Origin of the sequence: Nocardiopsis alborubida, from assembly GCF_012396365.1 — a bacterium.
Lineage (GTDB): Bacteria > Actinomycetota > Actinomycetes > Streptosporangiales > Streptosporangiaceae > Nocardiopsis > Nocardiopsis alborubida.
On record NZ_JAAXPG010000013.1, the window covers coordinates 1 to 24039 of the forward strand.

A 24039-nucleotide genomic window follows, 5' to 3' on the forward strand; every position below is an offset into this window, starting at 1 on the left:
TCGAGCGGTTCCACCGCACCCTGACCGAGGAATGGGCCTACGCCCGCCCCTACACCAGCGAAGCACAAAGGCGGGAGGCGTTCGCGGGGTGGTTGCATCACTACAATCATCACCGGTTCCACACCGCGATCGGTGGCCCTCCCGCCTCCCGCGTCACCAACCTCTCAGGTCAGTACACCTAGGCCCAGGTGACGTCCTGGTGCTGGGCGGCGAGCGCCGCGTAGTGGGCCGGGGTGTGCTGGAGCACCAGCCGGTCGTTGTCGTTGAGCTCCCGCACCACCTTGCCGGGTACGCCCGCCCACAGCGTGTCCGGCGGGACGGTCTTGCCCGGCGGCACGAGGGAGCCCGCCGCGACCAGGGCGCCCCGGCCGACGCGGGCGCCGCCCAGGACGATGGCGCCGATGCCGATGAGCGCGCCCTCCTCCACGACCGCGCCGTGCACCATCGCCTTGTGGCCCAGGCTCACGTCGTCGTGCAGGAGCACGGGCTCCCCGGGGTCGGAGTGCAGGCCGCACTGGTCCTGGATGTTGACCCTGTCACCGACGACGACGTCCTCGGTGTCGGCGCGCAGCACCGACCCGTACCAGACGCTGCTCTGGGCGCCCAGGCGCACGCGGCCGACCACCACCGCGCCGGGTGCGATCCACGCGCTCGGGTGGACCTCCGGTCGTCCGAAGTCCGCCCCGCCCACGCGGGGCCCGGCGGGCCCGCCTTCCGTGCGGCCGTTGTCCATCTCGTGGCCCTCCCTGCGTCTCGTACCACTGTGTCCCGTCTCCCCGCGAGGGGGCGGATCAGCGGGAAGTTGACCGCTCTGCCCCCGTACGGGGATGATCGCGCATACCTTAGTAAGAACGTGACCGGGGTCCGCACGGCGATGTGCCGGTCGGGGATCTTGACGCGGCCGCGCCGCGCGTGTCTACCTTGGTCGCCTGGACGGTGTCCACGGCGTTACGCTCCGCTCCCGACCGGTGCCCCCAGGCGGCTAGGCCGGTATGCAGAAAAGGGCACTATCGGGCGTATGTCGCTAACGAGACCCGACGGGTGTCGTAGTGACAATGGGTACGGGTCAACTCGCACCTTCTGCGTCGTACAGTCACAACGGTGTAAGGACATGAAGGGCACATGAGCGATATGTTGCCGGGCGGCGGACTCCAGCAGGACAGGTTTCCGACGGTGCGCAAGGGCGGTTACGACAAGGCGCACGTCGACGACTACTTCGTGCGGATGGACAACCAGTTCAAGAGCCAGCGCGAGCGTCTCCAGCGGCTGGACGACGAACTGGAGCAGTACAAGCGCGACCTCGCCATCGCCCGTGAGAAGGCGCAGGTCAAGCCGGAGCACGAGCAGATCAGCGAGCGCATGGCCGAGATCCTGCGCATCGCCGAGGAGGAGGCCCAGGAGCGCCGCTCCAGGGTCGAGTCCGAGGTGAAGGAGGCCGAGAAGAAGGCCCAGGAGGAGATCGCCAAGTACCGCAGGGACGCCGAGGAGCACGCCGAGCGGATCCTGTCCTCCGCGCGCTCGGAGGCCCACTCGATGGTCGACAGCGCCAAGAAGGAGGCCGACCAGCTCCGGGAGCAGGCCAAGCAGGAGGGCGAGCGCCGTCTGGGCGAGGCCGAGGCGCGGGCGAAGAAGATCCACGACACCGCGGACCGCAGGCTCGCCACGCTCACCGCCACGCACGCCGAGGCGCTGCGCCGCCTCAAGGACATGCACTCGACCCTGGCCGACCTGGTCGCGGCCGAGGACAAGGCGGGTGCGCTGGAGACCGGACTGTCCCGCGAAGAGGTGACCCCCGCGCCCGCCCCGGCCAAGCCGACCCCGGTCAAGTCGGCCCCGGCCAAGCCCGCCGCGGCGGCCAAGGCCCCCGAGCGCGCCCCGGAGCCCTCCCGGCCGCAGCCCCGGCCCGAGGCGGCCGCGCCCGCCCCGGCCAAGCCCGCCCCGGCCGCGCCCGAGGACAAGGACGAGGCCACCACCAAGCTGCCTCCCCTCCAGCAGCAGCCGGACGAGGCGACCGTGCGCATCAGGCCGGTGGCCAAGCCGGAGCCGACCGGCCAGGACCAGGCGGGGGCCTCCTCCCCGAAGGACCAGGCCGAGTCCGCTCCCCGTCCTCCGCAGGGCGCCCGCTTCACCGGCCCCGCCCCCGAGGGCGACCAGAAGCCGCAGTCCGGTCCGCAGCAGGGCCAGGCGGGCCCGCAGCAGCCGCAGTCCGGCCCGCAGCAGGGCCAGAAGGACCAGGAGAAGGGCGGCGACCCGGGCATCACCGGTGTCTACCGCCACCCGGAGTCCGGCCACAACCAGCCGCCCAAGGGCGAGGACGGCGTCCGGGTCATCCGCAAGCCCTGAGCCCGCGGGCTCCACACGGACGGGAGCGGCCGGGGAGTCCTCCCCGCACAGCCCTCCCCGGGTCCGCCGCGCTCCCCGGGAGGCGCCGCCCCGGAACGCGATCCGGGGGTGGGGACCACGTCCCCGCCCCCGGCGTTTTGTGGCCGCATGTAGGGTGACGTCCGCCTTGTCGCAGGCTGTCGGCTACGATGCCGACAGCCATGATTATCCGCGCGGCCATCCGGTCGGACCTCGGTGCGATTCTGCGTCTTCTCAGGGAACTCGGCGACACCACCCACGCGCAGAGCGCGCACGTTCGCATGTCCTCCGCCGCCGTACGCGCCTGGACGCGGATGGAGAACGACCCCGACCGCACGATCCTCGTCGCCGAGCAGCGCGGCCAGATCATCGGAACCCTGGACCTGCTGGTCGTGGCCAACCTGACCCACGACGCCCAGCCCTGGGCCGTGGTGGACAACCTCGTGGTCGACCCCCTGACCCGGGGCCGCGGCATCGGCCGGGCGCTCATGGAGGACGCGCTCGACCGCGCCACGCGGGCCGGGTGCTACAAGGTGGAACTGCTGTCGCACGAGAACGGGCAGGACGTCCACGGGTTCCACACCGCGCTGGGCTTCGACAGCTCCGCCGAGGGCTTCCGCCGCTACCTGTGACCCGCGGGCGTCAGCGCTTGGCGGCCGGACCCCCGCTCAGCGGCACGCCCCGCATGAACACCACGGTGGCCAGCCCGATCACGGCGATCGGGATCCCGGCCAGGAACACGCCCTGCATGGCGTGGTCGAAGGCGCCCACGACCACCTCGCGGACCGGCTCCGGCAGCGAGTGCACCAGTTCGGGGGAGCCCTGCGCGGCCTCGGCTGCCTCCGACAGCCCGACCGACAGCTCCTGCGCGCCCGAGTCGGTCCCGGCGGCGGCGTCCGCCGCGACCCGCGCCCGCGCGTCGGCCGACGCCTGGGCCAGTTCGGTGTTGAGCCGCCCCACCATCACCGCGCCGAACGCGGCCACGCCGGTGGCGCCGCCCAGGTTGCGGAAGAACACGACGGAGGCCGTGCCCGTGGCCATGTCCGTCACGGGCAGGGCGCTCTGCGTCGCCAACAGCAGGATCTGCATGCACAGGCCCAGCCCCAGGCCGACCATCGCCTGGCCCGCGACCACCGTGGTCAGCCCGCTGTCCAGGTGGGCCAGGCTGAGGGCGGTGAACCCGACCAGGCACAGGGCCATGCCCGCGACCGGGTAGGCCTTCCAGCGTCCGCTGCCGCCCACCGCGTAGCCGGAGCCGATCGAGGTGACCAGGAACGACGCCACCAGCGGCAGCGTCATCAGGCCCGACACGGTCGGCGTCATGCCGTGCACCATCTGGAGGTACTGCGGCATGTAGATGATCAGGCCGAACATCATCATCCCGACGCAGGCCGACCCGAGCGAGGACAGCACGAACGTCCGGTCGCCGAAGAGGCGTGCCGGGATGATCGGCTCCCGCGCCCGCCGCTCGACCACCACGGCCGCGGCGGTGAGCAGGACGGCCGCCGCGCCCAGGGTGTAGGACAGCGGCGAGTTCCACGGGAACTGGGTGCCGCCCAGGCTCAGCAGCACGATCACGGTGCTCGCGGAGCTGAAGATCAGCCCGGCGCCCAACCAGTCCACGGGCGCGCTCCGGCGGGGGACGAAGGGCATGGTGAACATGAACTGGATGACGACGAAGGCGAACAGGGCCAGCGGCACGGTGATGAGGAAGCACCACCGCCAGCCGAGCGGGCTGTCCACCAGGAACCCGCCCACCAGCGGCCCCAGCACGGTGGACACTCCGAACACCATGCCGATGAGGCCGCTGTAGCGGCCGCGCTCGCGGGGCGGGACCACGTCTCCCAGGATGATGTTGGGCAGCGTGGCCAGTCCGCCGACGCCCAGCCCCTGGAGGGCGCGGGCCGCGATCAGCCAGTTGATGTCCTGCGCCAGGCCCGCGGCGACCGAGGCCGCGATGAAGATGCCCAGGGCCAGCTGGAAGAGGAGCTTGCGGCCCCAGACGTCGGAGAGCTTGCCCCACACGGGGGTGGAGGCGGTCATCGTGAGCAGGGCCGCCGTGGCGACCCAGGCCAGGCGGTCCTGGCCGCCCAGCTCCCCCATGATCGTCGGCAGGGCGGTGCCCACGATGGAGTTGGTGAGCATCGAGGTGAGCATGGCCAGGACCAGGCCGACCATGATGCGGCGCACCACGCGGCGCGAGGGCAGCTCGGGGGCCCCGTCGGCCGGGGCGTCCGCGGCGGAGGCGTCCTCGGCCGGTGTGTTCGTCAGAGGGGTTTCGGTAGGGGGATCATCGCAGGTCGGCGCTCCCGCGACCGCCTGGGGTTCGACGTCCGGGGGAGTGTCCCCGGCCCCGGTTCCTCCACGCAACGACTGTCCCACGCAAGCCCCCCGATCACGGACGCACAAAAGGCCCCGCGGCGTGCTGCCGGGGGCGTCGTCCTGCCCCCAGGTATATGTAAACACTGTTGACCTGTCAAATCGATATCTCTCCGCACGTTTCGGTATGCGCCGGTTCGCCGGAGGTGTCAACCTGGAGTACTGACCGCCAGACCGCAGCCGCCAAGGGGTACGCAGATGGACCGTCCGGACGAAACCGGAGGCGGCCCCGGGCCGACGCGGGGACGGGAGGCCACCAGGGCCCGCATCCTCGCCAGTGCCAAGGAACTGTTCACCAACGAGGGCTACGGCTCGGTGTCGTCGAGGATGATCGCCGCGCACGCGGGGGTCAACGTCGCGCTCATCAACCGCTACTTCGGCGCCAAGAGCGGGCTGCTGGCCGAGCTCCTGCGCGAGGACGGCGTCTTTCCGGGGCTGATCGAGGGCGCGCCCGCCACCCTCACGCGGCGGCTGGCCGAGCACGCGGTGAGCCGCCTGCACGGTGAGGCCACCGCGCTCCAGCGCGCCCTGGACGACTCCGCGGGCGACCCCGACCTCCAGGCGGTCTACCAGGGGCGGATCACCAGCGCGATGATCGACCCGCTGACGGTCTACCTCGGCGGCGACGACGCCCGGGCGCACGCCTCCCTGCTCTCGGCCGTGATGCTGGGGCTGACCCGGGTGCGCGTGGTCGAGGGGGCCACGGCGCTGCGCGCGCTCGACCGCGAACGGCTCACGGAGCGGATCCAGGCGCTGCTGGACCTGTGCCTGGACGACTTCGCCGAGGAGGACGGGGACGCGCCGGAGAGCCGGTGACCCCGGGCGGTTCCTCCGAACAGCCCCTCCGGGCGAGCCCTCCCGTCGCTTCCTCCCCCCGCTCCCGCCTTGCGCCTCCTTTCTGCCCCCGCACCCTCCCCGCGCCCCCGCACCCAGGCGGGCGACACGTTTTGCCGGGACGGCAAAGAACGTCGCGCCCCGCGGGCCGCGCGTGGAGAGTGGGGCGCGGAGGTGGTCGACATGACCGGTGAACACACGGCGGACTCCCCGCCCGAGGAGATGGGCGAGGACTTCTGGAACGAGCGCTACCGCTCGCAGGAGAGGGTCTGGAGCGGTAGGCCCAACCGCCACCTGGTGGCCGAGGCGGCCGACCTCGGGCCCGGACGGGCGCTGGACGTGGGCAGCGGCGAGGGCGCCGACGCGATCTGGCTGGCCGAACGCGGCTGGCGGGTGACCGCGCTCGACATCTCGACCGTGGCGCTGGACAAGGGCGCCGCCCACGCCCGCGAGCGGGGCGGGGACGTTCCCGGCCGCATCACCTGGAAGCGGGCGGACGTGACCCGCTGGTCCCCGGACGGGGACGAGTTCGACCTGGTGACCTCGCAGTTCATGCACCTGCGCAAGCGCTGGCGCGCTCGGTTCTTCGCCGCGCTGGCCTCGGCGGTCGCGCCCGGGGGAGAGCTCCTGGTCGTCGCGCACCACCCCCGGGACCTGGAGGAGGGCGTACCGCGCCCGCCTGACCCGGACCTGTTCCACACGGGCGACGAGGTGGTGGCGGCCCTGCCCCGGGGGGAGTGGACCGTGCTGGCCGACGAGGCCCGCGCCGGGACGGCGACCGTGGGCGAGAAGACCTGCACCGTGCACGACCTGGTGGTCCGCGCCCGCCGCGAGGCCTGAGCGGCCGGAGCCCGCGCGGGCTCCGGCCGACCGGTCGGGACTCAGTCCCGGAGCTTGGCCACCACGTCGATCTCCACGAGGATGTTCGCCAGGTCCGAACCCACGGTGGTACGCACGGGGTAGGGGGCGCTGAAGTGCTCCTCGTACACGGCGTTGAACTCCGGGAAGTCCGCCCTGAGGTTCTCCAGGTGGACGGTCGCCTTCACGACGTCGTCCAGCGTCAGACCGTGCTCGGCCAGCACGGCGGAGATGTTGGCCAGCACCTGGGCGGTCTGCTCGCCCACGGTCGGGGCCACGCGGCCGGTCTCGGGCTCCTGCGGGCCGAAGCCCGCGGTGTACAGGAACCCGCCCGCGACCACTCCCTGGCTGTACGCCCCCGCCGGAGCGGGGGCGTTGTCTGTGCGGACCGCCTTCTTGGACATCCGTGGACTCCTTCGCTGGTCTGCGCCGGCGGCGCGTGCGCGCGCCGGTGCCCGTGCCGTTTCACGGGCGCTTTACTGGCAACAAAGTTACCAATTTTCTTCCGGGCAGCGTATCTTGGCCACACCGGACACCGGTCGGCCGAGCGCCGCGCCGGAGCGACCGGTACGTCGAACGGAGGAACAGTGCATCCCGAGACCGTACTCACCGGCGGACGGGTGGTCGACGGCACCGGCGGTCCCTCCCGCCGCGCCGACCTCGTCCTCCGCGACGGCCGCATCGCCCACATCGTCCCACCCGGCAGCGCGCGCACCACGGGCACCGTCGTGGACGTGGACGGACTCGCGGTCACCCCGGGGTTCGTCGACATGCACTCCCACTCGGACCTGGCCGTCCTCGCCGACCCCGCGCACGAGGCCAAGACCCTCCAGGGAGTCACCCTGGAGGTCCTGGGCCAGGACGGGCTCGGCTACGCCCCCGTCACCGACGACACCGCCGGGGAGCTGCGGGCCCAGCTCGCCGCGTGGAACGGCCTGCCCGACCTCGACCACTCCTGGCGCACCGTCGGCGAGTACCTCGACCGGATCGACGCGGGCGCCCCCGTCAACGCCGCCGTCCTCGTCCCCCAGGGCAACGTGCGCATGGCCGTCCTGGGCGGAGAGGACCGCCCGCCCACCGACGACGAACTCGACCGCATGCGCAGGATCGTCGCCCGGGGCATGGCCGACGGCGCGCACGGACTGTCCACCGGACTGACCTACACCCCCGGCATGTACGCCACCGACGACGAGATCGTCGCCCTCCTCGAACCCGTCCGCGCCGCGGGCGGCTACTACTGCCCGCACCACCGCAACTACGGCTCCCGGGTCGTGGAGTCCTACCGCGAGTGCCTGGAGACCGCGCGCCGCGCCCAGGTCGCCCTGCACCTGGCGCACTGCCACGTCAACTTCCCGCAGAACCGCGGCCGCGCCCCCGAGGTCCTGGACGCCATCGACGAGGCCACCGTCCGCTACGGCCTCGACGTCACCCTCGACAGCTACCCCTACCGGGCCAGCGCCACCCACCTGGGCGCCCCGCTGCCCGGCTGGGTGCAGACCGGCGGCACCGCCGCCACCCTGGAACGCCTGCGCGACGCCCCCACCCGCGCGCGCGTCCTGCGCGAGATCGAGGAGGAGGGGACCGACGGCAACCACGGCGTCCCCATGGACTGGTCCGCCATCGTCGTCACCGGCGTCGCCGACCCCGGGCTTTCCTGGGCCGTCGGGTCCTCCGTCGCCGACCTCGCGCGTACGCGCGGCCGCCTCCCCGGCGACCTCTACATGGAGCTGCTCGTGGCCGACGAGCTGCGCAGCGGCTGCCTGCTCCAGGTGGGCAACGAGGAGAACATCCGCACCATCATGCGGCACAGCTCCCACACCGCCGGGAGCGACGGCATCCTCGTCGGCGCCAGGCCGCACCCGCGCGGCTGGGGCACCTTCCCCCGCTACCTGGGCCACTACGTGCGCGAACTCGGCGTGCTCACGCTGGAGGAGTGCGTCCGCCACCTCACCTCCCGGCCCGCGCGTAGACTCGGCCTCACCGACCGCGGCGTCATCCAGGCCGGTGCGGTCGCCGACCTGGTGGTCCTGGACCCCGCCACCGTGGACGCCCGCGCCACCTACGAGGAACCGCGCCTGGCCCCCCGGGGCATCCACCACGTCCTCGTGTCGGGTAACTTCACCGTCCGGGACGGCCGTCGCACCGACCGCCTGCCCGGCCGATCCGTCCGGAGGAACCGCCGATGAGCGAGCACCCGACCGCCCCGGGGAGCGAACCGACGAACAGTACCGACGTCGTCTGCGTCGGCGAGACCATGGCGGTGCTCGCCTCGGCCGAGGCGCTCGCGGCCGGAACCAAGCTGGTGGTGGGCACCGGCGGCGCGGAGTCCAACGCGGCGGTCGCCCTGGCGGCCCTGGGGCACACCGCCTCCTGGGTCAGCCGCGTCGGCGACGACCCCTTCGGCCGCATCGTCACCGACGCCGTCTCCGGATGCGGCGCCGACGTGACCGGCGTGGAGGTGGACCCCGAGCGCCCCACCGGCCTGTACGTCAAGGACACCGGCCCCGGCGGCGCGGGCGTGCTGTACTACCGCGCGGGTTCGGCCGCCTCCGCGCTGTCGGCCGCCGACGCCGAGCGGGTGTGGGCGCGCGACCCCCGCGTGGTCCACCTGTCCGGCATCACCCCGGCCCTGTCCGCGCGCGCCGCCGCGCTCGTGGAGCACCTGCTGGACCGGCGGACCGGGAACGGCGCGCTGCGCTCCTTCGACGTCAATCACCGGCCCGCCCTGTGGGGGGCCAGGACCGCCGCGCCGGTGCTGCTCGACCTGGCCCGCCGCGCCGACGTGGTCCTCGTGGGCCGGGACGAGGCCGAGCGCCTGTGGGGCACCCCGGCTGCCGAGGACGTGCGGGCGGTGCTGCCCGAGGTGCCGGTCCTGGTGGTCAAGGACGCCGAGCACGGTGCGACCTGCTTCGACTCCGACGGCGCGGTGTTCGTGCCGTCCCCTCCGGTGGACGTGGTCGAGGCGGTGGGCGCGGGCGACGCGTTCGCCGCCGGGTTCCTGTCCGGCCTGCTCGACGGCCTGTCCGTGGAGCGGCGGCTGCTCCTGGGCCACGCGGTCGCGGGCGCGGTGCTGCGCTCGCCCGGGGACGTCCTGGAGGCCCTGCCCGCGGAGGTCGCCGGGATCCGCGGCTCCGCGGGGGCCTGAGCGCCGGCCCTCAGCCGATGACGATGGCACCCGCCAGGACGGGGTCGCCGAAGCTCACCGAGCCGTGCCCGGAGGCCAGCGCGCGGCTGCCCTGGCAGCTCGTGCCCGCGAAGAGCGCGAACTTGACCCTGCTCTCCGTGGAGATCCCGGTGACGCCGCCCTGTCCCGTCTTGAGGGTGCGGCAGCCCCCGTTCTCCACGGTCTGCTGGTAGCCGGACTCGAAGGTGACCCGGACCGGGGGAGCCTGGTCCTGTCTGCTCGACAGTCCGGCGATCGCTCCGGCGATGGTGGCGGACATGGTGGCGAGGTTCGCAGGGCGGATCGGCACGGTAACTCCCCTTCTCTGCCGGCCCGCACGGGGCGCCCGGCGAGCACGGAGTTGGTTACTCTGTGTCATTTAGCTACAGCTTCACGCGAACCGAGAGGAGCCCCGGCGGAGTGTCGGCGGATTTCTGCGCCCGTCGGCCGCCGCCGCCGACCGCTCCCGGGCGCGACCGGGAGTCAACGGGGCGCCGCACGGCCGGATGTGCGACCGCCGAACATGCCCTAAAATGCGGTTCTACCGGAACGGGGAGGTGAGGGCGTCGTGAGCCTCCTTCTCGCGTTCTTCGAGTTCCTCATGCTGGGCGTCGTCCCCGCCGAACTCCTCCCGGTCCCCGGCTCCCTGTCGCTGCTGGTCGCCGCCGTCGGCGCGGCCGTCGCCTGGTACGTCCTGCGCGGTACCGGCGCCTGCCCGGCGCGCGACGCGGCCTCGGGCGCGGTGCACGCGATGCGCCGCAGGTCCGCTCGCCTGCCCGTGCTCACCCTGTGTGACCCCGATGCGGCGGGGCGGCCCCGTCCCAGAGCACCCGGCGCGGCCCTTCCGGCCGCTCGCTGACCCTTCTCCGTACACCCCCGCGCGCGTGCGCGTCCGCGTCGCGCCCCGGGTGTGCGTCGCGCTCCGCCCCGCGCGGGCGCGGTCCCGAGCGGCCCGACGTCTGTTCCCCTCCCGTCGGACGAAGGGCCTTCCCGCCTTGTACAGCCTCGGGCCGATCGCGGCCGCCATGACCCTGCTCTCGACCGTCCTCTCCGCCCTCACCTCACTGCTCACCCCACTCACCGGGGGCCTGGCCGCCGGACTGGCCGTCGTGGCCCTGACCGTGGCCGTGCGCCTCCTGCTCGTTCCCCTCGGGGTGGTGCAGGTCCGGGCCGAGAAGGCCCGGGCGCGCCTGGCCCCGCGGCTGGCGGAGATCACCGCCCGGCACCGCGAGGACCCCGAGAGGCTCGTCGCCGAACAGCGCCGGGTCTACGCCGAGGCGGGCACCTCCCCGCTGGCGGGCTGCCTGCCCTCCCTCGCGCAGATCCCCGTCATGATCGCCCTCTACGGCGTGTTCATCGGCGCGGGGAGCGGTGAGGAGGCGATGCTCGCGCACACCTTCGGCGGCGTCGAACTGGGCGAGACCCTGCTGGGCGGCGCGGGCGGAGCGTCCGCGGCGCCCGTGTTCGCCGCTCTCCTGGCCCTGATCGCCCTCGTGGCCTGGGCCAACCGCCGCTACCTCATGCTGCCCATAATGCGGGCGGGCGCCGAGGCCAACCCGGGACAGCCCCAGCTCCCCGGGCTCCTGACCTACATGCAGTTCACGACCGTGGCGGTCGCCGCGTTCGTGCCGCTGGCCGGAGGCCTGTACCTGCTGACCTCCGGCGCGTGGGCGCTGGGGGAGCGGCTCCTCCTGCGCCGGGTGGTCCCGGACTGAGCCGTGGCACGGCCCCCGGAGCGGTTCGGGGGCCGCGCCACGACCGATCCGTCAGAAGTCCACGCTGACGCAGGCCAGGCGGTCGCCCGCGGTGCCCGCCTCGCCCTCACCGGTGTGGGTGTGGTGCTCGTGCAGCACCAGAGACCGGGCCTCGCCCTCGCGGAACTCCCAGTCCACCGTGCTGGTCGCACGGGCGTTGCCGTCCTCGTCGGTGGTGAAGTCCAGCCAGACCTCGTTCTCGGGGTTGGCGTAGGCGGGGTCGCTGGAGGGCTCGTCCTCGGTGGCGGCCGGGTCGGCCTCGTTCTGGTAGTGGGGGCCCGCGTCCGCCGGGTCCTCACCGCAGGGCCGGGTGTGCACGTGGGCGCCGAAGTCGCGGTCCCCCTCCAGGCTGGTACCGGTGAACTGCACGTGGGTCCGCCCGTCCTGGACGCGTACCTGCACGTCGGAGGTGGCGCCCCCGGGCACGGCGGTCTCGTCGTAGGTGATGGCGCCCGCGCCCTCGCCGGGCGGAAGGAAGGTCGACGCGGTCACGCTGGGGGAGGCGGTGGGCGCGGTCTGAGGGGATTCCGGGGAGGCCGCGCCGCCGTTCTCGGCGGGATCGGACTGCGCGCATCCGGCGGCGAGGGTCGCGGTCAGGGCCAGGCCGACGGCGAACGGTGTGATGCGCATGACGGAACTCCCGGTTGCTCTCAACGGTCGCCCGCAAGACTACCCAAGGTACCCAGGGGATAACTAGGCGTGCGGAACGCGATCTGTCGGGGGAGGGAAGGGCGTCCTGAGGGTGAAGGCCTCGGGGGTGGGGCCGTCGGCGCGCAACAGGTCCAGGCGCCTTCCGGCCTCCTCGACAGTGGGGATCGTACCGCTGGGAACCCACCACAGAACCAGGTACGCCTCCCGCAGGTGCTCGAACCACTCCCGGCGGCCGCGCAGCAGTTCCAGGTGCTCACTGCGGTAGGTGAAGTTCCACAGCGACTCCACGTCCCGCCAGACGGAGTAGTTGATCAGGAGCCCGCCGCCGAAGGGCCGCATGCCGGTGGCGTCCTCCTTGCCCTCCTCGACCAGCCGCCACACGAATCCGGGGGCGCTGTCGGCCAGCGCGTTGATCGGGTCGATGCGGGAGGCGAAGCCCGTCATGGAGGGGTCGTCGAGGGGGGCCCTGAGGACGCCGACGTTGATCTGTGCCAGGTGGTACCCGGAGGGGGAGGTCTCGTTCACGGGACACAGCACACCACGGCCGGACTTCTATGTCAACGATCATTGTTTTTGGAAATCACCACGCAGCACCGACCCGGACGGGCGTCCATCCGGGCCCTCCCGCCGTCCTCGCCGCGCCCCTCCAGCAGGCCGCGCAGCAGCTCCATGTTGAGTCCGCAGGCGAGCGGGGGGAAGGCGTGCGCCAGGGTGTGGAAGGGACAGTTGAGCAGCCGCACGTCGTCGCCCTCCCCCGCGGCCGCGTCCGGCCCGGAGCCGTCCCCGCAGGCGCGGCCGGCCCCCTCCACGGGCTCGTAGCCCCGGGCGCGCAGCAGTTCCGCCAGCGTCTCCCCCCGGTGCTCCGCCCCGATCCGGCGGCCCTCCTCGCGGGCGGCGGCGTGCAGGGCCTCCTCGGCCCCGTGCCGCTCCACCGCCTCCGCCAGCACGTGCGCGGCCAGCTCGTAGTCCCTCGGCGGCAGGTGCAGCGAAAGCTCCCGGTCCGCGCGCCGGTACAGCTTGGCCGGACGGCCCGACCCCGGCCCCTCGCGGCCGCTCACCTTGCGGCGGGCCACCTCCAGCAGGCCCGCGTCGGCCAGCCGGTCCAGGTGGTGCGCGGCCAGGGTGCGCTGGATGCCGAGGGCCTCCGCCGCCTGGCCCCGGCTGACCTCGCCGTGCGCCGCCGCCACGTACTCGTACAGCCTGCGGCGCACGGGGTCGGCGAGGGTCTGCGCGGCGTCGATCGAGGAGTCGTCCATGCCCCCATTGTCGGCGCGGCCCGGCACCGCGCGCAGTGGGACACTGGTGGACGACCACGACCCCTGCCGAACAGGCGACATGCGAACGATCAGACGCGACGGCGAGCACGAGCTGGAGATCCGCAGATCCCGCTTCCTCTGTGCGTTGGCCAGGGCGGACACCGAGGAAGCCGCCCGCGCCTTCATCGCGGAGCGCCGTAAGGAGCACTGGGGCGCCAACCACAACTGCACCGCCTACGTCCTCGGCGACCAGGGCGAGGTCCAGCGCTCCAGCGACGACGGCGAGCCCTCCGGGACCGCGGGACTGCCCATGCTGGAGGTGCTGCGGCGCCGGGAGCTCACCGACACCGTCGCCGTGGTCACCCGCTACTTCGGCGGGGTCAAGCTCGGCGCGGGCGGGCTGATCCGCGCCTACGGCAACGCGGTGTCCGCCGCAGTGGACGCGCTCGGGGTCCTGGAGCGCCGCGAACTCCTCGTCGTGGACGTGTTCGCCGACTACGTCCTCGGCGGGCGCCTGGAGAGCGACCTGCGCGACTCCTCCCTGACCGTGCGCGACGTCGCCTACGCCGACCGGGTCCGTATCGAGGTGGCCCTGCCCGAGGCCGATCTGCCCGGATTCGGGGTCCGCCTGGCCGAGCTGACCGGCGGAAGGGCCGAGTTCGAGGTCCGGGGGACCACGGTCGTCGAGGTGGAGCCCTGAGCCCGCGCCACGTCCCATGGCTGTAACGACTCGCTCTCCCTGTGTCCGCCCGCCGCGGCGCGGCTTAGGATTTGCCGTAAACGTCATCGTTCGTGGGGAGAAACCGTCCATGCGCCGCTCACGGGTGCCCCGGGCCCTCACCTGTGGACTCGCGGTGCTGCTGGCCACCGCGTGCACCGGTGATCCGGAACCCCCCGCGCCCCCTGCCGGGGAGGAGCCCGCCCCCGTCCCCACCGCGTTCGAGGGGGAGGCTCCGCCCGGGATCGAGGGGGAGATGCTGCGCTACCTGCACGGCGGATCCGCCGACGTCCACGAGATCTTCGCCGATCCCCTCGGCGTGCGCATCAGCCCGGTCGGCGACGCCTTCCTCGTCAGCTCCGGCAGCGAGGACCGCCACCTGCTGCACGACGCCGCCACCGGCGAGACGCTGTGGGAGGGCGCGGCGCGCTTCGACGGCTTCGGCACCGACCGCGACGGCGAGCGGGTGCTGCTCATGGCGGACGCCGACGGGCTGCCGTTCGTCCTCGACGCCCGCGGCGAACGGCTGTGGGAACCGGCGCGGGAGGGTGACGCCTACCTCGACGGCCTCGCCGTGCGCCGCCCCGGGGGATGGACCGCCGAGGAGCCCCACGGGGCGTTCTCGCTGCTCGACGGCGGGGGCGGCGAACTGTGGGAGTACGAGTTCGAGGCCCCGTCCGAGCCCGAGGCGGAGGAAGGGGCCTCCGGGGCCGACGGCGGGTCCGGTGAGCCCGGGGAATCCGGGGAAACCGAGTCCGACGAGGGGGTGGAGGAGCCCGGGGACGGAGGGGAACCCGAGGAGCCCGCGCTGGGAGTGCCCGTCGCCGCTCGGGACGACCTGGTCCTGCTCGCCACCGGCGGCCCCGTCCTGCACGCCCGCTCCATCGGCGCCGACACCGCGGGCGAGGAGCTGTGGACGGTCGACGGCGAGGACGGGGACCTGGGCCTGCCCACCTCCGCTCCCGCCCCCGCGCCGCAGGTGATCGGCTTCTACACGCTTCCCGACGCGGGCGCCGGGACCGAGTCCCCGAGCGAGTCCGCGTCCGAGGACTCCGGGGACGCCGGGGACGCCGGGGACGGGGAGGACACGGGGGAGGACGAGGCCGACGGCGAGGAGGTCCTGCTGCTGCGCTGGGCCCGGTCCGAGGCGCCCTCGACCCTCTCCGCGCACGACCCCGACACCGGTGACCTGCTGTGGACCCTGGAGGAGCCGGGCGCGAACCCGGTCGCCGGGGCCTTCGGTTCCGGCGGGGTCGCGGGCAGCCTCTACGACGAGGCCACCGGAACCCTCCTGCTGCCCCAGGCCAGCGGTGAGGCGCCGGTGGTCGCGGTCGACCTGGCCGGGGGAGAGGTCCTGTGGGGCCTGGAGGAGGAGGCGGGGTCGATCTCCCCGGCCTTCGCCTTCGAGGGCCTGGTCTACGGCGACTCCCGCGCCAGCGGCGGACAGGACCGGCAGCTGGTGCTCGACGCCGTCACGATGGACGTGGTCGAGGACGAGCTCCCCGCGTACGTGGAGGCGGTCACCGAGAGCGGGCACGCCATCCTCGTGCACGACCGGCAGCGGTTCGTCTACGGTCCGCCCTCGGACGAGCCCTCCGAGGGGGAGTCCGGCGAGCCCTCCGACGCGGAGGGTTCCGGGGCCCCGGGCGACGAAGCCAGCTGACCGGTCCCCACGGGAGCGCTTCGCTGGCACGGAACCGGGCGGCGGGCGGGCCGGAACCGTTGCTGGTGTGGTGCAAGGGTTCTGACCTGCGGTGATCTTGTGCTTATGGCGAGGCTCGACGGCCCAGACCCGACATAAGTACAAGATCGCGGCGTGGGGAGCGAGCCGGTCCCTCCGGGGCTTGGCCCCTCCGCGTGTCCGGAACCGGCGGCTCGCGCACGCCGCACCGGCGGTGCGCTGCGGACACCGGGGCGGCGGGATCAGCCCCTGCGCTCGGGTGTCCGCAGAACCACGTCGATCCCCAGCGCGCCCGTGTGCACCGTGCCGTCGTCGAAGGCCTCCCACTGCCAGCGCGCGGCGTGCGAGGAACCCGCGGCGACCACGACCGTGTCCGGCGGCAGGCTCGTCAGCACGTGCTCGTCGGCCTGGCCCAGCGGACGCGGGACCACCACCACCGTCGGCGGCTCCGTACCCGGGTCCAGCCCGTGGATCGGGTCCGGGGCCGCCACCACCGGGATCGTGTCGGGGACCAGTGAGTGCAGGGGGCGCCCCTGCTTGAGCACCCGCACCTGGAGGCCCGCCGCGTGCAGCCCGTCGGCGACCACGCGCACCGCGTCGGCGGCCACCTTCGGGTCCCCGTCCACCGCCAGCAGCCCGCGCATGCGGGTGAAGTCCACGTGCACCAGGGCGTCGGTGCCCTCCTTCTGCCCCAGGCACACCAGCACCCCGCGCAGCGCGGTCCCCGTCACCGTGTGCACGGACGTGCCGAAGCGCACCGGTGCCGACGACCGGCCGCTGCCGTAGCGCCAGGTGGTCGTGTCCACGGCCCGCCAGGAGGAGGCCGGAGGGGTCGCCCCGGCGGGCACCACGGCGGTCGTCTCCGAGGGCGTGGTCAGCAGGGCCACGGGACGCGCGGGCACGTCGGCGGGCGCGCCGATCAGCTCCGCGTGCGCCGTCCCGGCCCGCCTCGCGGCGTCGGGGTCGGCGGCGATCAGGTCCGTCGCGGCCCGGCGGCGCCGCGCGGCCGCTCCCGGGCGCGAGGGCCGCCGCGTCCGCGGCCGGTTGGCCCGCGCCGCCGCGACCCTGCGGAACGGCCAGGTCAGGGCCCGGCCGATCGGCTGCCAGAACAGGGTGATGAGGGTCAGCAGGACCAGGCCCGCCGCGCCCGCCGCGAGCAGGCGCGGGTCGATGCTCGGCTCCTCCTCCGCGGCGGCGTCGGCGGTGGCCTGCGCGGAGGGCTCCTCCTCCGGGGGAGGCGTGTACGCGGGCGGGGCGGGGGGAGGCGAGGGCGGTTCCTGCCCCAGCGCGTTGGCCTGGTCGACCGCGACCACGCACAGGGGGTCCAGACCCTCGTAGACGCCCTCGCCGCCCGCGTCGAAGGGCACCACCAGGCGCCACTCGGGCAGCACCCCGCGGTCCTCGCCGAGGGCGCCGCCGTCGGCCTGGGTGCGGCCCGCGTTGTACTCGTAGATCTCGTCCGCGCGCTCGGGGTCGCCCAGGACGAGGCTGGCGATGCCCTCCAGGCCGGGGGAGCCCTCCGGGACCACGTAGTAGTACACCGTGGGACAGATGTCGTAGGTCCCGGTGTCGGTGGCGGTGTCCGCCGCGGCCGGTGCCGCGGACACGGCGCACCAGGTGGCGAGGGCCGCCATGAACGCCAGACCCCCGCGCGCCGATCGCGCGTGCGAAGATCCGGACCGTGCCGCCGCTGTCAGGGTCACTCGCTCTCTCCTGTGGCTGTCTTCGCTGCTGGGGAACGCCTTCCGGGGCCGCGCGGGCCGGCGTCGCCGAGCCTGGAGCCGCTTCCGCGGGGCGGCGGGCGCCGTCAGGGATGACGAAGGCAAACCCTACGAGGTTCGTGAGAACTTTGCGCGCCCCTGGGGCGTCTGCTCAGTCGTGGGCGTGGCAGTCTATGATGTCGGACTCTCCGAACGCCCCCGGACCCCGGGCCCGCACAGTCCCCTCCCCAACCCCGTGGCAGGTGTGAGATCGCCTGAACCGCGCCGTTCTGCGATCCGGAAAGCGAGCGATACGGGACGTGGCCAAGCAACCGCGCACTCACTACAGGTGGGACCTCCTCGGCAAGGAGGAGGACCCGGTTCCGTGGTCCGCCTATGACGCCCGCTCGCTCAAGACGTTCTACGAGGGGCTGGCGGACTCCGCCGAGCAGGCCGCCGCCGACCTCCGCAGGCTGGACAAGGGGCAGCTGGGCGAGGGCAGCACCGTCGACGCCCTCAAGGAACTCATCGAGGAACTGCCCAAGTACCTGGACAAGGCCCACAGCGCCTACGAGAAGGGCTACAAGGCCCTCGACACCTGGACGGGCGCGCTGGAGACGGCCCGCGAGCAGAGCGGGATCATCGTCTTCGAGGCCGAGCAGGCCTACCTCGCCCTGGAGGACCCCGATGCGTGGAAGGAGGAGGCGGACGGCGACGACCCCGTCCGCGACGCCTACGTCACGCGCCTCCAGACCGTGCTCGGTGACATGGACGACGCCGTCGGTACGTGTAAGAACGCCCTGGAGGAGGCCAAGCAGGGCGACCCGAACGAGCTGTGGGGATGGCTGGACGCGATCGTCACGTGGGTCGAGGAGAACCCCCTCATCTACGCGGCGATCCTCGTGGTCGGCGGTATCGCCGCCATCTTCATCCCGGGCCTGGGCATCGCCCTGGCCCTCGGGGCGCTCGCGATCAGCGCGTCCACCCTCCACCGCGAGGGCAAGCTCGGGTTCAACATGGAGACGGTCACCACCCTCGGCCTGGACCTGATCTCCCTCGTCCCCGGCGGCGTGCTCCTGCGCGGCGGACGCGCGGTGACGCGGGGGCTGACCGCCGCGGCCCCGCGCGTGACCGGAAGCATCTCCTCGGGCGTGCGCGGCGCCTCCTCCGCGGTACGGGGCGCCACCAGCGGGGTGCGGGGCGCTGTGGGCGGCAACCGCGCCGTCCGGACCGTCACGTCGACGGTGAGCCGCGTCAGCCGGGACCACCCGATCATCTCCACGACCATCACCACCGGCGCCCGGGACACCGCCGTCGGCATGGGCTCCTCGATCGCGGTCCAGATGGCCGCCGGCACCTCCTGGGAGGACATCGACCTCGGGTACGAGCTCGCCAGCGCCGCCGCGACCAACGTGCCCGGCGCCGCCGTCGGCGCCGCCCGCGATCACGGATCGCTGCCGTCCTTCCTCGGCGGCTCCGACGGTTCGGGCGGCGGCTCCGGGCCCACCCCGGGCGCCGACCCCGCGCCCGCGGTCGGCGACGGCGCGTCCCCGGACCCGGCCGCCACCCCGTCCGCCCCGGACACCCCCGACGCGGGTGGGGGTCCGGCTGCCCCGGACACGGGCGGGGATCCGGCTACCTCGGGCACGGGCGGGACCCTGTCCACCCCGGAACCGGCCGCCGCTCCGTCCACCCCGGAACCGGCCGCCACTCCGTCCGCCTCGGACACGGGCGGAATCCCGTCCGCTCCTGACACCGGCGGTGCTCCCGCGACCGCCGACACGGGCGGTACCCCCGGAGCCACCGCTCCCTCCTCTTCCCCCTCCCCCTCCGGGGACGGACAGGACGCTTCCCCGCAGGGCGGTACGGCCCCCTCCGGCACCGGCGACGGGCCCGGGGCCCCGGACATCCCGACGTTCTCCGGCGAGGCCACCCCGTCCAGCGGTGCCGCGAACACCTCCACCGAGGGTGTCTCCCTGCCCGGCCGCCCGTCCGCCGACGCGGGCGACGTCCAGGTGGACGTCGGCGGCGGTCCGGACACCACGGGCTCCGGTCCCGCTCACGGCGCACCGGAGCCGACCGCGCACTCCGCTGACGGCGCGTCCGACCCCTCCGGCGCCGCGGACACGACGGGCGGCGGTCCCGTTCCCGAAGGCCAGCGCTTCGAGGGCGAGTACGGGGGCTCCACGGGCGGGGCCAACGTCGCGGGTGAGGGTGTGCGCCTGCCCTCCCAGCGCCCGGGCCAGCCCGGAGAGCCCGTGCCGGACGCTCCCGCCCCGCGCGGCGAGGGGGCCGACACCGCCGGGCGGCCCGACACCGGGCCCTCCGCCGCCCCGGACGGGGCGGGCGGGGACGGAGCGCACGCGGGGACGGGCGAGGGCTCCGGGGCCGCCGACCAGCGCACCGTCACGTCCGGCGACTTCGGCGAGTACCGCACCAGCCGGGGACCGGACGGGGAGCAGAGCGTCTCCTACCGCTATCCGGCGGACGGCGGCGACTACACCATGAACGTCACCCGCGACGGCGTGGACGTCGGCGGCACCTCCGTCCGGCGTGCCGAGGACGGGTTCCAGGTGACCGGTGCGGACGGCTCGTCCGTCACCACCTCGCGCGGCCCGTCCGGAGGCGTCGACCTGACCGGCCCGGACGGGACGCCCGGGGCCTCCTACCGGGACGGCGAGGTACGCGTCCCCACCGCGGACGGGGAGGTCACCGTCTCCCGCGACGGGGACGGCTCCACCATCCGGACCGGCGACGGCCTCACCGTCCAGCAGCCCCGCGGCGACGGCGACGTCCGGATCACCCGGAGCGGAGACGGACCGGTGGACCTGCGCTTCGGCGGCGGGGGCCCGGAGATCTCCAGGCCCGCGGACGACGGCTCCTCCGCCGTGCCGCGCACCCGGGTGACCGACCCCGCCACCGGGAGGAGCACGGAGATCGGCTCCGACGGCTACCGGATCGACAGCGAGGGCGGGACCTCGCAGAGCTACGACCGCGGGACCGACAGCGCCACCGTGGACTCCGGTGACACCCGTGTCCGGGCCGACCAGCACGGGGTCAGGGTGACCGACGGCGCGCGCGGAGTCGACCTGTGGCAGAGCCGTGACGGTGTGGGCACCGCCACCGGGGCCGACTCCAGCGCGGTCGTCCGGTCGGACGGCAGCGCGGAGATCAGGACGAACAACCCCTCGCTGACCCCGCGAGCCGTTCAGGACGCGAACGGCGACGTCACCGTCGGAGACACCCGTACCGCACCGGGCCGGGTCCGCACCGAGGACGGCGCCGCCGTCGGGATCACCGAACGGGACGGCCGGACCGTCGTCGAGGTGCGCGGAACCGACGGGGCCACGCGCTCCTACGGAACCGACGGCCGCCCCCACGGCCCCTACCCGCCGCTGCGCACCGACCCCGCGACGGGCCAGCCCTGCGTGCTCACGGGCGGCACCAGGGTGACCCTCGTCCCGGGAACGGATCCGGCTCTGAGGGTGGACACCCCCCAGGGCTGGACCGTGACCACCTCGCGCGACGGCCAGTCCTCGGTGAGCACGCCTCCGGACGCCCGCGGGGACCGGCTGCAGACCGTCCGCGACCCCGACGGCTCCACCGCGATGAGGGCCGGCGACCACTGGGTCGTATCCGGACCGGAGAGGCCCGGCGGCCCCGAGCGCGTGGTGGCGGGCGGACCCGACGGCGTTCACGCCCGCAGCTCCGCCGACGGAGCCCACGTGGGCGACGGCACGACCCGCACGGAAGCCCGCCCCGGGGACTCCAGCGGCCTGGGGAGGGGGGAGACCACGCGCACGGTTCCCCCGTACGGTCCGGTGGCCGAGCACACGGGCACCGAGGGCCGCGTCACCACCGACGGCGGGGTCACCGTCCGCACGCGGGCGGACGAGGTCCGGCTGGACGTGCCCCGCGACGCGGACCGCACCGTCCGCGACGGCGACCGCGTCATCGGCGTCGGCCCCCGCGGCACCGACGTGCGCGGTCCCTCCCCGGACAGTCCGGGCAACCCCCCGCTGCGCATGGGTGAGACCGCCGGGGACGCGGGCAGGGTCCCGCCGCGCTGGCACGTGTCCGCCGGCTCCGACGGCAGCATGACCGGACACACCCGCCCCGACCACGGCGTCAGCGTGCGGCCCGAACCGGGCCGGCTCCCGAACCCCTTCCGCGGGTCCGACGAGGTCAGCTTCCGTGCGGGGGAGGTCGGGGGCACCCAGACGCCTTCGGGCCGGACCACGGTCACCGACGGAGACGGCAACACGATCCGGGACGGCCGGGGAGGGGTCCGGGTGGACGGCGGCGAGGGCCGACCCGACCTGCGCATCACCCCCGACCACGTCCGGGTCACCACGCCCGAGGGCGCGCAGCACCGGGTGGACGTTCCCGGGGCCCGGACGGACGGGGACGGAACCAGCGCGCCCCGCAGCGACGACGCCGCCCCCGGCACCCGGACGGACGGGGACGGCGCACCCGCGCACGCCGACGGGGGCACCGGTGCTCCCGGCGACCGCCGGGACGGTGACACCACCGGTTCCGACGGTGAGGGGACTCCGGCGCGGCAGAGGGACGGGGAGTCCTCGGGTGGGGACTCCCCAGGTGGGGACCGCCCCCCGGTGCGGCCGAGCCTCAACAGCTTCGGTGCCATGCTGGAGGAGATGCGCCTGACACTCACCAAGAACTTCGTCAACGTCCTCGGCGGCCTGGGAGTGGAGATCGGGTGGCAGGTGTTCGCCGACGGCGACTTCACGGGGACCGACATCGTCCAGGCCGTCGTGCAGCTGGGCACCGCCGCCCCCAAGGGCCTGGCCGAGGGCCAGCTCTCCGGGACCACCGCGCTGCCGACGGACGGCGTGCGGTCGCACCTGTCGGCCTTCCCCCTGGAGATGGGCCACCAGGCGATCCGCAACGACCTCCGCGACCTGATCACGAACGAGTACCTCGACGAGGAGGTCGCCATCGCCGCGGAGAGGGAGGCCATCGGGGGGCAGACCGCGTTCCTTGAGGGCGAGCTGATCCCGGAACTGGAGAAGGAGATCAAGGCCGCCCGTGCGGACGGGAACCGCCCGGAGGACCTGCGGAGGCTGGAGGCGGTCCTGGCGGCCGCGGAGGCCCAGCAGGCGAGCCTGGAGAAGAAGGACGCCGAACTCGACGAGAGGGTGAACCTCCTCTAGCGACCCGCACACACACCGAGGAAGGGAGTACGGCATGGCCCGCGTCGTGAGGATCGACGTCGGCGCCCTGGAGGAGATGGAGCGCTCGCTGGGGCGCATCCAGAACGCCTTCACGGGTGAGAACGTCGAGAGCCCCGGGGACAGGGCCGAGGACATCGGTCCCGGTGACCTCGTGGACAAGGCCAAGGACTACGGCGAGGACTGCAAGAAGAACTACGAGCGCCAGGCCGAGGACCTGGGCGCACTGCTCCAGGCGATCACGCCGGTCATCGACAGCTTCCGGGAGGCCGACGAGGAGCTGGGCGGGAGCCTGACGGAGGGCGGCAAGCCCGCTCCCCCGCCCAACCAGGTCGCCGTCTGACCCCGCGACCGCAGAGGAGTAGAGGAGAGGCACCTCCATGCCCTACCAGTTCGAAGAGGACGTCCCGAAGGTCGACATCCTGTTCGACATCGCCGTCCCCGAGACGTGGACGCAGTACGACCTCAGCGGGGACGCCCTCGCCCGGCTGCGCGCCCAGGCCGTCGAGATGCACGGGAACCGGCCCGAGGAGCTGGACGCCCTCAACGACATGTTCGGCGACATCGCCCAGGTGACGAGCGACGTGGTCGGAGCGGGCCTGCTGGCGGCGGCAGGGGTCTTCGAGGAGTACGACGACGGCTTCTTCATGGCGACCGTCTGCGTGTTCGCCTTCCCCGCGGGGAAGGGGCAGCACGCCATGGACCCGATCCGGATGATCGAGCACGTCTACCCGGACACCGCCACCGCGCGCGAGGGCACCTGGCTGCGCAAGGACGTGGTCGACCTCCCCGAGTCCGGCGCGGGGACGTGCGGACGCGTCCTCGGCATCGCCGACCACGACCTGGAGGACGCCGTCGTCCGGTCGGTGGTCATGCACACCGCCTTCGAGCTCCCCGGACTCGACAGACGCGTCATGGTCAGCTGTACCAGCCCCAACTCCCAGCAGGTCGAGGAGGTCCTGGACCTCTTCGACGCCGTCACCGGCAGCGCACGGTTCCGGCTCCGAGAGGTCGAGCAGACCACCTGAGCGGCACCGGAGCCGACGGGGAACGGGGCGAACCACCCCGCCGGAGGACGTATCCACCACAATGGTGCCCGCGGAAGCGGCCCCGGCTCCCGCCACGACCGCGCCGACCGGGCGCGAGCGAACCGGACCCACCCACCCACCCACCCAGCAGGAGGCACACATGCCCGTGTACAACGTCGACAGCGACAAGACCGAGGAGACCTCGTCCTCCCTCATCCAGGAGTTCAACGAGTTCACCGAGCGGCTGGAGGGCATCAAGAGCAAGGTCGACGGCCTCATCTCGGACGGCTACAGCACCCCCGCCGCCGAGAAGCACTTCCGCCCGTTCTTCGAGGAGTTCAACACCGGTTTCGAGGGTGTGAACAAGGGCCTCGAAGGCATCGGCAAGTACATCAAGACCGTCGGCGAGACCTTCAGCGAGACCGACGACAAGCTGGGCGAGGGCCTCAGGGGCTGACCCCGGA

Annotated in this window: 23 protein-coding genes; 15 read left to right on the plus strand and 8 right to left on the minus strand. The window is 73.8% G+C overall.

Features of this window, described 5'->3' with window-relative positions; all coding sequences use genetic code 11:
• On the plus strand, positions 1–182 hold a 182-nt coding region (locus tag HGB44_RS14830; RefSeq protein ID WP_168444024.1), incomplete at its 5' end, for an integrase core domain-containing protein.
• Here HGB44_RS14830 and HGB44_RS14835 read toward each other — a convergent pair.
• On the minus strand, positions 179–733 hold the full coding sequence (locus tag HGB44_RS14835) for a gamma carbonic anhydrase family protein (RefSeq protein ID WP_150248818.1): 555 nt from the start codon (positions 731–733) through the stop codon (positions 179–181). The two genes, HGB44_RS14830 and HGB44_RS14835, sit on opposite strands and share 4 nt — an antisense overlap.
• 398 nt (positions 734–1131) lie before the next feature.
• Between HGB44_RS14835 and HGB44_RS14840 the strand changes: the two genes are divergently transcribed.
• Together HGB44_RS14840 and HGB44_RS14845 are read left to right on the plus strand one after the other, a co-directional pair.
• Complete coding sequence (locus HGB44_RS14840) at positions 1132–2343, plus strand: ATP synthase F0 subunit B (RefSeq protein ID WP_061082683.1); 1212 nt, start codon at positions 1132–1134, stop codon at positions 2341–2343.
• Between the two features lie 200 nt (positions 2344–2543).
• Positions 2544–2993 carry a GNAT family N-acetyltransferase gene (locus HGB44_RS14845; RefSeq protein ID WP_061082684.1) on the plus strand — a complete coding sequence of 150 codons (450 nt, stop codon included), beginning with the start codon at positions 2544–2546 and terminating at the stop codon, positions 2991–2993.
• Positions 2994–3003: 10 nt separating this feature from the next.
• Here HGB44_RS14845 and HGB44_RS14850 read toward each other — a convergent pair whose 3' ends face one another.
• Entirely contained in the window at positions 3004–4731 is a 1728-nt protein-coding gene (locus tag HGB44_RS14850; protein WP_061082685.1) for an MDR family MFS transporter, read from the minus strand.
• Between the two features lie 207 nt (positions 4732–4938).
• Here HGB44_RS14850 and HGB44_RS14855 point away from each other — a divergent pair, with 207 nt between their 5' ends.
• Positions 4939–5556: a TetR/AcrR family transcriptional regulator gene (locus HGB44_RS14855; RefSeq protein WP_061082686.1), complete on the plus strand. Its 618-nt coding sequence runs from the start codon at positions 4939–4941 to the stop codon at positions 5554–5556.
• Between the two features lie 201 nt (positions 5557–5757).
• A complete protein-coding gene (locus tag HGB44_RS14860; protein ID WP_061082708.1) occupies positions 5758–6414 on the plus strand; it encodes an SAM-dependent methyltransferase in 657 nt (218 codons plus the stop codon).
• Between the two features lie 41 nt (positions 6415–6455).
• Here HGB44_RS14860 and HGB44_RS14865 read toward each other — a convergent pair whose 3' ends face one another.
• Positions 6456–6836 carry a RidA family protein gene (locus HGB44_RS14865; protein WP_061082687.1) on the minus strand — a complete coding sequence of 127 codons (381 nt, stop codon included), beginning with the start codon at positions 6834–6836 and terminating at the stop codon, positions 6456–6458.
• Positions 6837–7019: 183 nt separating this feature from the next.
• Between HGB44_RS14865 and HGB44_RS14870 the strand changes: the two genes are divergently transcribed.
• Positions 7020–8618: an N-acyl-D-amino-acid deacylase family protein gene (locus tag HGB44_RS14870; RefSeq protein WP_061082688.1), complete on the plus strand. Its 1599-nt coding sequence runs from the start codon at positions 7020–7022 to the stop codon at positions 8616–8618.
• A complete protein-coding gene (locus HGB44_RS14875) occupies positions 8615–9577 on the plus strand; it encodes a sugar kinase (protein ID WP_061082689.1) in 963 nt (320 codons plus the stop codon). The genes HGB44_RS14870 and HGB44_RS14875 overlap by 4 nt, the downstream gene beginning before the upstream one ends.
• Before the next feature lie 10 nt (positions 9578–9587).
• Here HGB44_RS14875 and HGB44_RS14880 read toward each other — a convergent pair whose 3' ends face one another.
• A complete protein-coding gene (locus HGB44_RS14880) occupies positions 9588–9905 on the minus strand; it encodes a hypothetical protein (protein ID WP_013156478.1) in 318 nt (105 codons plus the stop codon).
• 258 nt (positions 9906–10163) lie between these two features.
• Here HGB44_RS14880 and HGB44_RS14885 point away from each other — a divergent pair, with 258 nt between their 5' ends.
• Positions 10164–10454 carry a DUF6412 domain-containing protein gene (locus HGB44_RS14885; RefSeq protein ID WP_061082690.1) on the plus strand — a complete coding sequence of 97 codons (291 nt, stop codon included), beginning with the start codon at positions 10164–10166 and terminating at the stop codon, positions 10452–10454.
• Positions 10455–10590: 136 nt separating this feature from the next.
• A complete protein-coding gene (locus HGB44_RS14890; RefSeq protein ID WP_061082691.1) occupies positions 10591–11310 on the plus strand; it encodes a YidC/Oxa1 family membrane protein insertase in 720 nt (239 codons plus the stop codon).
• Between the two features lie 51 nt (positions 11311–11361).
• Here HGB44_RS14890 and HGB44_RS14895 read toward each other — a convergent pair whose 3' ends face one another.
• The 3 genes from HGB44_RS14895 to HGB44_RS14905 all read right to left on the minus strand — a co-directional run bounded on the left by HGB44_RS14895 (position 11362) and on the right by HGB44_RS14905 (position 13256).
• Positions 11362–11979: a superoxide dismutase family protein gene (locus HGB44_RS14895; RefSeq protein WP_061082692.1), complete on the minus strand. Its 618-nt coding sequence runs from the start codon at positions 11977–11979 to the stop codon at positions 11362–11364.
• 63 nt (positions 11980–12042) lie between these two features.
• Positions 12043–12537: a DUF3291 domain-containing protein gene (locus HGB44_RS14900; RefSeq protein ID WP_061082693.1), complete on the minus strand. Its 495-nt coding sequence runs from the start codon at positions 12535–12537 to the stop codon at positions 12043–12045.
• Between the two features lie 20 nt (positions 12538–12557).
• The gene (locus HGB44_RS14905; RefSeq protein WP_061082694.1) at positions 12558–13256 is read right to left on the minus strand and encodes a helix-turn-helix transcriptional regulator; all 699 of its coding nucleotides are present in this window, start codon (positions 13254–13256) and stop codon (positions 12558–12560) included.
• Positions 13257–13335: 79 nt separating this feature from the next.
• On the opposite strand from HGB44_RS14905, the gene HGB44_RS14910 reads away from it, so the two are divergent.
• A complete protein-coding gene (locus tag HGB44_RS14910) occupies positions 13336–13956 on the plus strand; it encodes a YigZ family protein (protein WP_061082709.1) in 621 nt (206 codons plus the stop codon).
• Between the two features lie 109 nt (positions 13957–14065).
• Positions 14066–15637 carry a hypothetical protein gene (locus HGB44_RS14915; RefSeq protein ID WP_061082695.1) on the plus strand — a complete coding sequence of 524 codons (1572 nt, stop codon included), beginning with the start codon at positions 14066–14068 and terminating at the stop codon, positions 15635–15637.
• A gap of 260 nt (positions 15638–15897) precedes the next feature.
• Here the strand turns inward: HGB44_RS14915 and HGB44_RS14920 are convergent, their stop codons facing one another.
• Entirely contained in the window at positions 15898–17289 is a 1392-nt protein-coding gene (locus tag HGB44_RS14920; RefSeq protein ID WP_231972597.1) for a hypothetical protein, read from the minus strand.
• Positions 17290–17675: 386 nt separating this feature from the next.
• Between HGB44_RS14920 and HGB44_RS14925 the strand changes: the two genes are divergently transcribed.
• The 4 genes from HGB44_RS14925 (at position 17676) to HGB44_RS14940 (ending at position 24032) form a co-directional block, all read left to right on the plus strand.
• Positions 17676–22529, plus strand: coding sequence for a hypothetical protein (locus tag HGB44_RS14925; protein ID WP_061082697.1), 4854 nt, complete (start codon positions 17676–17678; stop codon positions 22527–22529).
• 34 nt (positions 22530–22563) lie between these two features.
• On the plus strand, positions 22564–22890 hold the full coding sequence (locus tag HGB44_RS14930; RefSeq protein WP_061082698.1) for a hypothetical protein: 327 nt from the start codon (positions 22564–22566) through the stop codon (positions 22888–22890).
• A gap of 37 nt (positions 22891–22927) precedes the next feature.
• Positions 22928–23575, plus strand: coding sequence for a hypothetical protein (locus HGB44_RS14935; RefSeq protein ID WP_017563318.1), 648 nt, complete (start codon positions 22928–22930; stop codon positions 23573–23575).
• 160 nt (positions 23576–23735) lie between these two features.
• Positions 23736–24032 carry a WXG100 family type VII secretion target gene (locus HGB44_RS14940; protein WP_017563317.1) on the plus strand — a complete coding sequence of 99 codons (297 nt, stop codon included), beginning with the start codon at positions 23736–23738 and terminating at the stop codon, positions 24030–24032.
• Positions 24033–24039: the final 7 nt, after the last annotated feature.

Bases quoted from the DNA above. Each gene is read 5' to 3' on its own strand.
- HGB44_RS14835 (WP_150248818.1), bottom strand. From the start codon at position 733: ATGGACAACGGCCGCACGGAAGGCGGGCCCGCCGGGCCCCGCGTGGGC.
- HGB44_RS14840 (WP_061082683.1), top strand. From the start codon at position 1,132: ATGTTGCCGGGCGGCGGACTCCAGCAGGACAGGTTTCCGACGGTGCGC.
- HGB44_RS14845 (WP_061082684.1), top strand. From the start codon at position 2,544: ATGATTATCCGCGCGGCCATCCGGTCGGACCTCGGTGCGATTCTGCGT.
- HGB44_RS14855 (WP_061082686.1), top strand. From the start codon at position 4,939: ATGGACCGTCCGGACGAAACCGGAGGCGGCCCCGGGCCGACGCGGGGA.
- HGB44_RS14860 (WP_061082708.1), top strand. From the start codon at position 5,758: ATGACCGGTGAACACACGGCGGACTCCCCGCCCGAGGAGATGGGCGAG.
- HGB44_RS14865 (WP_061082687.1), bottom strand. From the start codon at position 6,836: ATGTCCAAGAAGGCGGTCCGCACAGACAACGCCCCCGCTCCGGCGGGG.
- HGB44_RS14875 (WP_061082689.1), top strand. From the start codon at position 8,615: ATGAGCGAGCACCCGACCGCCCCGGGGAGCGAACCGACGAACAGTACC.
- HGB44_RS14895 (WP_061082692.1), bottom strand. From the start codon at position 11,979: ATGCGCATCACACCGTTCGCCGTCGGCCTGGCCCTGACCGCGACCCTC.
- HGB44_RS14905 (WP_061082694.1), bottom strand. From the start codon at position 13,256: ATGGACGACTCCTCGATCGACGCCGCGCAGACCCTCGCCGACCCCGTG.
- HGB44_RS14910 (WP_061082709.1), top strand. From the start codon at position 13,336: ATGCGAACGATCAGACGCGACGGCGAGCACGAGCTGGAGATCCGCAGA.
- HGB44_RS14915 (WP_061082695.1), top strand. From the start codon at position 14,066: ATGCGCCGCTCACGGGTGCCCCGGGCCCTCACCTGTGGACTCGCGGTG.
- HGB44_RS14920 (WP_231972597.1), bottom strand. From the start codon at position 17,289: ATGGCGGCCCTCGCCACCTGGTGCGCCGTGTCCGCGGCACCGGCCGCG.
- HGB44_RS14930 (WP_061082698.1), top strand. From the start codon at position 22,564: ATGGCCCGCGTCGTGAGGATCGACGTCGGCGCCCTGGAGGAGATGGAG.
- HGB44_RS14935 (WP_017563318.1), top strand. From the start codon at position 22,928: ATGCCCTACCAGTTCGAAGAGGACGTCCCGAAGGTCGACATCCTGTTC.
- HGB44_RS14940 (WP_017563317.1), top strand. From the start codon at position 23,736: ATGCCCGTGTACAACGTCGACAGCGACAAGACCGAGGAGACCTCGTCC.